Genomic DNA, 6,638 nt, shown 5'->3' on the forward strand with positions numbered 1-6,638 from the left:
CGCTTCGCGGCCGGCCGGGGTGGTGATGTCACCGACGACTTCGGTCACGGTTACGCCGGGGCTTGCCTTGCGTATCTCGGCGGCGGTTTTCGCCAGCGCGTCGGCTCCGCGCGCGGTCACCGTGACATGCACGCCTTCGTTGGCCAGCGCCATCGCACAGGCGCGTCCCAGGCCCTTGGAGGATGCGCACACGATGGCGCGGCGGCCTTTGATCCCAAGATCCACTGTCTCACTCCCCGTTATGTCAGGATTGTTGAAGTCCGATCCCGGCATTGTAGCCAACCCGGGCGGCCCTGATAAGAGACCTCGCTACCTCCGAAATGCATATCAGGGAGAGGAATGCGGCGCCCGCGGCAAAGCCGACAGGCCTTACAACTGGCGGTCTTTCTTCAGCCGGTCGATCACAGCCGCGACCTCCGGCGGCAGCGATCGGAAGCCGGTTTGCCCGGCTATCGACAACAGCGGCCGCAGCCGGGAGCCCGCGAGATACCCGGGCTCGCGATCCGGTGGCACCAGCTGATCGAAGATCATGACCAGCGTAACCGCGACCAGGCCGACACGCCCCGCGCCGAGCACTGCGCCCGCGAGGCGATCGCCGATGCCGGCGCCCGGGCCGATGGCTTCGTCGAGCACCATGCACATCAGTTTTCCCAGCACCATGCCGGCAGCCAGAAAAATCCCAAAGAACAGCGGCCAGTTCTGCGTCCATGACGAGTCGCCTTGACCGCTGATAGCCGGCCCAACAAACGACATCGCCCAGATCGCGATCGGCATCGCGAAGAGATAGGCAAGAATCGTGACCGCGCTGCGCAGCAAACCGGAATTGAAGCCGACGACGACGGCGACAACCAAGGCAGCATAGACGACGGCGTCGAAACTGTTCATGAGCGGAAATTCTCACCGTGTTTCGCGTGTCCGGGTTTGGTCAACGAAACCGGTTTGCGATCCCTAAAATCGTCTGTATCAATAAAGGTGTGGTATTCTCGCGGAGCTGCTTATGTCCGGTTTATTCGATGTCAGTAAAGAAATTATCCTGGTCACCGGCGCCTCGCAGGGGCTGGGGCGGCAGTTCGCACGCGTGCTTTCGGCGCATGGCGCCGCGGTCGTGCTGGCGGCGCGGCAGACCGCAAAACTAAAAAGCCTCGAGGATGAAATTCGGGCGAAGGGAGGACGCGCCGTCGCGGTGCAAATGGACGTCACTGATATTGCCTCGATCAGCAAGGCGGTCGACGGCGCGGAGGCGGCGCTCGGTCCGGTCAGCGTGCTCGTCAACAATGCCGGCATCGCCATCGAAAAACTCGCGGTCGAGCAGACCGAGGCGGATTGGGATTCCGTCATCAACGCCAATCTCAAGGGCGCCTATTTCCTGGCCACCGAAATGGCGCGGCGGATGATCGCGCGCAAGCAGGAAGGCAATATCGTCAATATAGCGTCCGTGCTCGGCCTGGGTGTGATGAAATTCCTTTCGCCCTACACCATCTCCAAGGCAGGGATCATCCAGGCCACCAAGGTGATGGCGCTGGAGCTTGCCGGCAACCGCATCCGCGTCAACGCGCTGGCGCCGGGCTATATCGATACCGAGATGAACCATGATTTCTGGTCGACCCCGTCGGGCGAGAAACTGACCAAACGGATTCCGCAGCGCCGCATCGGCGCCGAATCCGATCTCGACGGCGCCATCATGCTGCTGGCCTCAAGCGCCTCGCGCTACATGACGGGCAGCGTCGTCACCGTCGATGGCGGGTTTTTGCTGGCGTGAGGCGATGGAAATCCTGTCCACGTCATTGCGAGGAGCGCAGCGACGAAGCAATCCATTCGGCTTGTTTCGGCGCGCTATGGATTGCTTCGCTTCGCTCGCAATGACGGTTACGACAAAAACCGCAGCAGCTTTTCCATCCGCGCGATCTTGGCGCCGTAGGGCGGATAGAGATCGGCCAGCCGGTTGAACGGCGAGCGGTAGAACACCGGCTTCAGCTTGCTCAAGGTGTCGAAACCCCATTCACCGTGATAGGCGCCGGTACCGGACGCGCCGACGCCGCCCATCGGCTGATTGATCTGGGCAAAGTGGAACAGGCAGTCGTTGACGGTGACGCCACCGGAGACGGTGCGCGCCAGCACTTCGTCGCGCGCCGCGTCGTCCTTGCCGAACCAGTAGAGCGCGAGCGGCCGGTCGTGCCTGTTGATATAGGAGATCGGCTCCGCCGCGTCCTTGTAGCCGATCACGGGCAGTAGCGGCCCGAAGATCTCCTCCTGCATGATCGTCATGTCCGCGGTCGCGCCGACGACGAGGGTCGGCGGGAATTTGCGTTTCGATTTCCATGCGGGATCGTCGGGTTTTGCCACCTGCATGATGCGGGCGCCCTTGGCGGCGGCGTCCGTTACCAGGCTTTCGAGCCGCGCATAATGCCGGTCGGAAACCACCGAAGTGTAATCCTTGTTGTCGGGACTGGTGCCGAACATGGTCCGCATGCTGGCTTGCACCTTGTCGGCGAAATCCTGCACCAGGCCTTCCGGCACCAGCGCATAATCCGGCGCGATGCAGGTCTGCCCGGCATTGAGCAGCTTGCCGTAGGCGATACGCTCCGCGGCTTCCGCCAGGTCCGCAGAGCGGTCGACGATCGCGGGCGATTTGCCGCCGAGCTCCAGCGTGATCGGCGTCAGATTGCGCCCGGCCGCTTCCGCGACGAGACGGCCGACGCGGGTCGAGCCGGTGAAGATCAGATGATCGAACGGCAGCGACGCGAAGCTCTTCGCGATCTCCTCCTCGATGCCGGTCACCACCATTTCGCCGACGTCGAATTTGGCTGAGATCGCCTCTTTCAACAGCGCCGAGAATCGCGGCACCAGTTCGCTCGGCTTGATCATCACCCGGTTGCCCGCGGCGATCGCGCCCACCGCCGGCGCCAGCGTGAGCTGCAGCGGATAATTCCAGGGCGCGATGATGCCGACGACGCCGAGCGGCTGCGGGATCAGCCGGTTCTTGGCCGGCATGAATTGCAGCGCGGTGGCGACGCGCCGCGGCGCCATCCATTTTTTCAAGTGCCTGGCGGTGTGCTTGATTTCGCCGAGCATGAACATCGATTCCGCAAACAGGGTCTCGACGCTGCTGCGATGGCCGAAATCCGCCGAGATCGCCGCCTCGAACCGGGCCTCGTTGTCGGCGACGACCGCGCGCAGCCGAGCCAGTCGGTCGAGGCGTTGCTCGAGCGTTGGCGCGGGCTCCGACCGCGACAGGTCGAACAGGCGGTGAAAGGCGTCATCCAGGGCGCTTTGGCCCGGGCTCTTCAGTGGCTGGTCCATGGCGTTTTCCTCGACGTTTTCCCCGACATTTTCCTTGGGGTTGTTCCCCGCGGTTACTTCCCGGTTCTTTGGCTGGAAAACTGGGCTTTTACGCAAGGTCTGGCAAGAGTGCTCTGCCTTTGGCCGGTTTTGGACCGAAAAGCGGGATTCAGGAGATTTTAGCCGTCATAAAATCCTCAAAAGTCGTCTCGCAGCCCTTTCCAAAGCGGGCCTGCGTTGGTACATACCCCTCGCGCCCCACGGCATTCGCCAGGGGTTGCCTTCTCAGGAAGCCTCCGGACGGACTAGCCTCGCTCCGCGCGTTGGCCAAAGACGTTTCGGTACTCGGTTTTTCGGCAAGGCGCGCAATGATTATCGCGGGGTGGAGCAGCCCGGTAGCTCGTCAGGCTCATAACCTGAAGGTCACAGGTTCAAATCCTGTCCCCGCAACCAAGACAAGGTGCTGATTTAACAGCGTTAAATCTGAAAAGCCGCCCTTCGGGGCGGCTTTTTGCATTTGAGAATCATCACGGGAAATGGCGTCGCAGAGGCGACTTGGGACGGGTTTATTCCCGAACCCGAGTTGACCGGTCGAGCCGCGCGGCGCGCGGACCCGTCGGGCGAGCCCGTCCACATACTACGTCGCACCGCCATGTCAGCGGCTTGCCGTGGAGATTGCCGCTGCGACGCGCTTGGGAGTCATCGGCAGGCGCAGGATCCTTGCGCTGGTGGCATCGAACACTGCATTGGCTATCGCGCCGCCGACGGTGGTGATCGCGGGCTCGCCGCAGCCTTGCGGCGCCAGTTCGTCATTCCTGACCAGCACCGTCTCGATTTTGGGAACGGCGCTGAAACGCGGCAAATGATAGGTGCCGTAATTGCGGTCGAGCACCTCGCCGCCGCGGAAGCGCAATTCCTCGCTCAGAGCGTAGCCGAGACCCATGGTCAGGCCGCCCTCGATCTGCATTTTCGCGCCTTCCGGATTGACGATGACGCCCATGTCCTGCGCGCAAACCATCCGCACCACGCTCACCCTGCCGCTCGGCTTGTCGACCTTCACTTCGGCGATCGTCGCCACATAGCTTCCGGCGTCGCTGCTCAAGGCGATGCCATAGCCTCGGCCGCTCGGGCCGGCCGCAGCCGACCATCCAAAGGCGTCAGCCGCCGCCTGCAGGACTTTCCGCACCCGTGGGTCCCCGATGTGCGCAAGGCGAAAGGCCAGGGGATCGGCGCCGGCCGCGGCGGCCATGATATCGATCTGGGATTCGGTGGCGAAGATGTTCATGTTGGCGCCGGGCGCCCGCCATGGGCCGACCGCGAACGGATGCAGATCCTTCAGCGGGGCTGCGCCTTCATAGGACATGCCGCCGGCCGAAGTAATACGAAGGTTAGGAATATCGTAGAAGGTGGTGGCGCCGCGCTCGCCGGCGGCGAACACCTGATAGTCCCAGCGCGAGATCCTGCCGTCCCGATCCAGCGCTGAGCTGATCTTCGCCACCGCGGCCGGATCGAACGTGTCGTAGAAGAATTCTTCCGCGCGGGTCCTTTCGACCTGAACCGGTTTGCCGCAGATCTGCGATAGAAGTGCTGCTTCGATCGCCTGGCCGCCGGCACTCTTGCCGCCGAAGCCGCCGCCCACAAACGGGGTGATGATGCGGACGCGCTTGGGATCGAGCTTGAGCGCGGCGGCGATGCCGTCGCGGGTCGGAAACGGCGTCTGTGTCGAGGCCCAAACCGTCGCGCCGTCGGCGCGGACATCGGCGACCGCGGCATGCGGTTCGATCGGTGCGTGGGCGACGTAGCCCTTTTCAAAAACGGTCTCGAACGCTTTCGCAACCGGCGCTGCCGCCAGATCGCCTTTGGCCGTGACTTGCTTCGGGGCGCCGGCATGGCTGCGAAGGTGTTCGAAAATACTGTCCTGGTTCAGCGTCGCCGCGGGCTGCTGCCAGTCGGCATGGATCTGCGCGAGCGCGGCCGCCGCCGCTTCGGGATCGGCGTGCACCACGGCGATCAGGCCGTCCTGCCTGATCACTGTTACGCCCGGCAGTTTCTCCGCGGCACTTGTGTCGGCCTGCGTCAGGACCGCGCCATGAACCGGCGGTCGCAGGATCCGCGCATAAAGCATTTCCGGAAGCCGGATGTCGGCGGCGTACTTGGCCGATCCCGTCACCTTCTCGATGCCGTCCAGCCGCTTCGGCGACTTTCCCATCACGGCGAAATCGGCAACGGACCGCAGCGCCGCCGCCTGGTTCACCTGTTCGGCAATCCCCGCGCCATCGGCCAATTCGGCGAAGCTCACCCGCCGGGTCGGCTCGCCCGCAACCGATGCCACACCGTGCTCGATCGTCACGCGGTCGGCCGCAACGGCCAGTTTGGCCGCGGCAAGCGTCGTCAATACCGCGCGAGCCTTCGCCGCCGCCGCGCGCAACGCAGGTCCGAACATCCGCGTCGACAGCGAGCCGAAGGTCCCCATGTCCCAGGGGCATTTGTCGGTGTCGCCCATCACCATGTCGATCGACGCCAGATCGGCGCCCAGTTCTTCGGCCGCCATCTGCGCCAGTGACGTCATGACGCCCTGGCCCATCTCGATCTTGCCGGAAAACACGGTGACCCGGCCGTCGGCGCCGATCGCCAGATAAGCGTGGAAGTCGCTGGGGTAGGCTGGCCATGCCGCCGCCGAGGGTGCCGAAGCGTCAAGTCCGAACAGAACGACGATGCCGCCTCCGAGCGCACCCAGGAAGTCGCGCCGGTTGATGGTCGAAAGCGTGTTCATCGCTCGCCCCCGGTCTTTTCGGCAACGTCTTCGATCGCCTTCACGATGCGCTGATGGGCGCCGCAGCGGCAAAGATTGTGGTCCATATGGCTGACGATCTTGTCGTGCGGCGGTCGCGAATCGCCCTGCAACAGCGCATAGGCGTCAAGCAGCATGCCCGAGGTACAGTAGCCGCACTGGAATGCGCCGTGATCGATGAAGGCCTGCTGCAGCGGGTGCAATTTTCCGTCTTTGGCAAGTCCTTCGATGGTCAGAATTTCGGTGCCCGCGATCTCCTTCAACGGCGTGAGGCAGGACCGCCGCGCCTCGCCGTCGACCACCACCGTGCACGCCCCGCAGATGCCCTCGCCGCATCCATACTTGGTGCCGGTCAGCGCCAGATCGGTGCGAAGAACCCACAATAGCATCCGGTCCTCGTCGGTATCGAGGCTGACCGGGCGGCTGTTGAGGGTGAATTGAACAGAGCTTTTCATGGTGTGTTTCCGATGACGCGGTGCGCGGCCAGACCGGAGTCTGCGCAAAAACGTAGAAGCCCGGCCGAGCCGCGCCTTGATCTCGCGCAATCCGGAACATCGCATGTTCGTGA

6 protein-coding genes and 1 tRNA gene are annotated in these 6,638 nt (G+C 63.7%); 2 read left to right on the forward strand and 5 right to left on the reverse strand.

Translation table 11 applies throughout. The annotated features are described in order from the left end of the window. On the reverse strand, positions 1-225 hold a 225-nt coding region (locus QZ213_RS22535; RefSeq protein WP_291688297.1), incomplete at its 3' end, for an SDR family NAD(P)-dependent oxidoreductase. 144 nt (positions 226-369) lie between these two features. Next, on the reverse strand, positions 370-885 hold the full coding sequence (locus tag QZ213_RS22540; RefSeq protein ID WP_291688298.1) for a CvpA family protein: 516 nt from the start codon (positions 883-885) through the stop codon (positions 370-372). Between the two features lie 112 nt (positions 886-997). Between QZ213_RS22540 and QZ213_RS22545 the strand changes: the two genes are divergently transcribed. Next, on the forward strand, positions 998-1,759 hold the full coding sequence (locus QZ213_RS22545) for an SDR family NAD(P)-dependent oxidoreductase (RefSeq protein ID WP_291688299.1): 762 nt from the start codon (positions 998-1,000) through the stop codon (positions 1,757-1,759). Between the two features lie 107 nt (positions 1,760-1,866). On the opposite strand, the gene QZ213_RS22550 is transcribed toward QZ213_RS22545, so the two are convergent. After that, on the reverse strand, positions 1,867-3,300 hold the full coding sequence (locus QZ213_RS22550) for a coniferyl aldehyde dehydrogenase (protein WP_291688300.1): 1,434 nt from the start codon (positions 3,298-3,300) through the stop codon (positions 1,867-1,869). 355 nt (positions 3,301-3,655) lie between these two features. Here QZ213_RS22550 and QZ213_RS22555 point away from each other — a divergent pair. Continuing rightward, a tRNA-Met gene (locus QZ213_RS22555) sits at positions 3,656-3,732 on the forward strand. A gap of 202 nt (positions 3,733-3,934) precedes the next feature. On the opposite strand, the gene QZ213_RS22560 is transcribed toward QZ213_RS22555, so the two are convergent. Together QZ213_RS22560 and QZ213_RS22565 are read right to left on the reverse strand one after the other, a co-directional pair. Next, entirely contained in the window at positions 3,935-6,052 is a 2,118-nt protein-coding gene (locus QZ213_RS22560) for a molybdopterin cofactor-binding domain-containing protein (RefSeq protein ID WP_291688301.1), read from the reverse strand. Then, positions 6,049-6,525 (reverse strand): (2Fe-2S)-binding protein, encoded by a 477-nt coding sequence (locus tag QZ213_RS22565; RefSeq protein WP_291688302.1) that lies wholly within the window; start codon positions 6,523-6,525, stop codon positions 6,049-6,051. Before QZ213_RS22565 ends, QZ213_RS22560 begins: the two co-directional genes overlap by 4 nt. Positions 6,526-6,638 lie beyond the last annotated feature (113 nt).

It is taken from the genome of Bradyrhizobium sp., from assembly GCF_017881085.1.
GTDB lineage: Bacteria > Pseudomonadota > Alphaproteobacteria > Rhizobiales > Xanthobacteraceae > Bradyrhizobium.

What these genes read in the sequence shown, in the direction of transcription:
- QZ213_RS22540 (WP_291688298.1), bottom strand. Translation starts at nt 885, where the DNA reads ATGAACAGTTTCGACGCCGTCGTCTATGCTGCCTTGGTTGTCGCCGTC.
- QZ213_RS22545 (WP_291688299.1), top strand. Translation starts at nt 998, where the DNA reads ATGTCCGGTTTATTCGATGTCAGTAAAGAAATTATCCTGGTCACCGGC.
- QZ213_RS22550 (WP_291688300.1), bottom strand. Translation starts at nt 3,300, where the DNA reads ATGGACCAGCCACTGAAGAGCCCGGGCCAAAGCGCCCTGGATGACGCC.
- QZ213_RS22560 (WP_291688301.1), bottom strand. Translation starts at nt 6,052, where the DNA reads ATGAACACGCTTTCGACCATCAACCGGCGCGACTTCCTGGGTGCGCTC.
- QZ213_RS22565 (WP_291688302.1), bottom strand. Translation starts at nt 6,525, where the DNA reads ATGAAAAGCTCTGTTCAATTCACCCTCAACAGCCGCCCGGTCAGCCTC.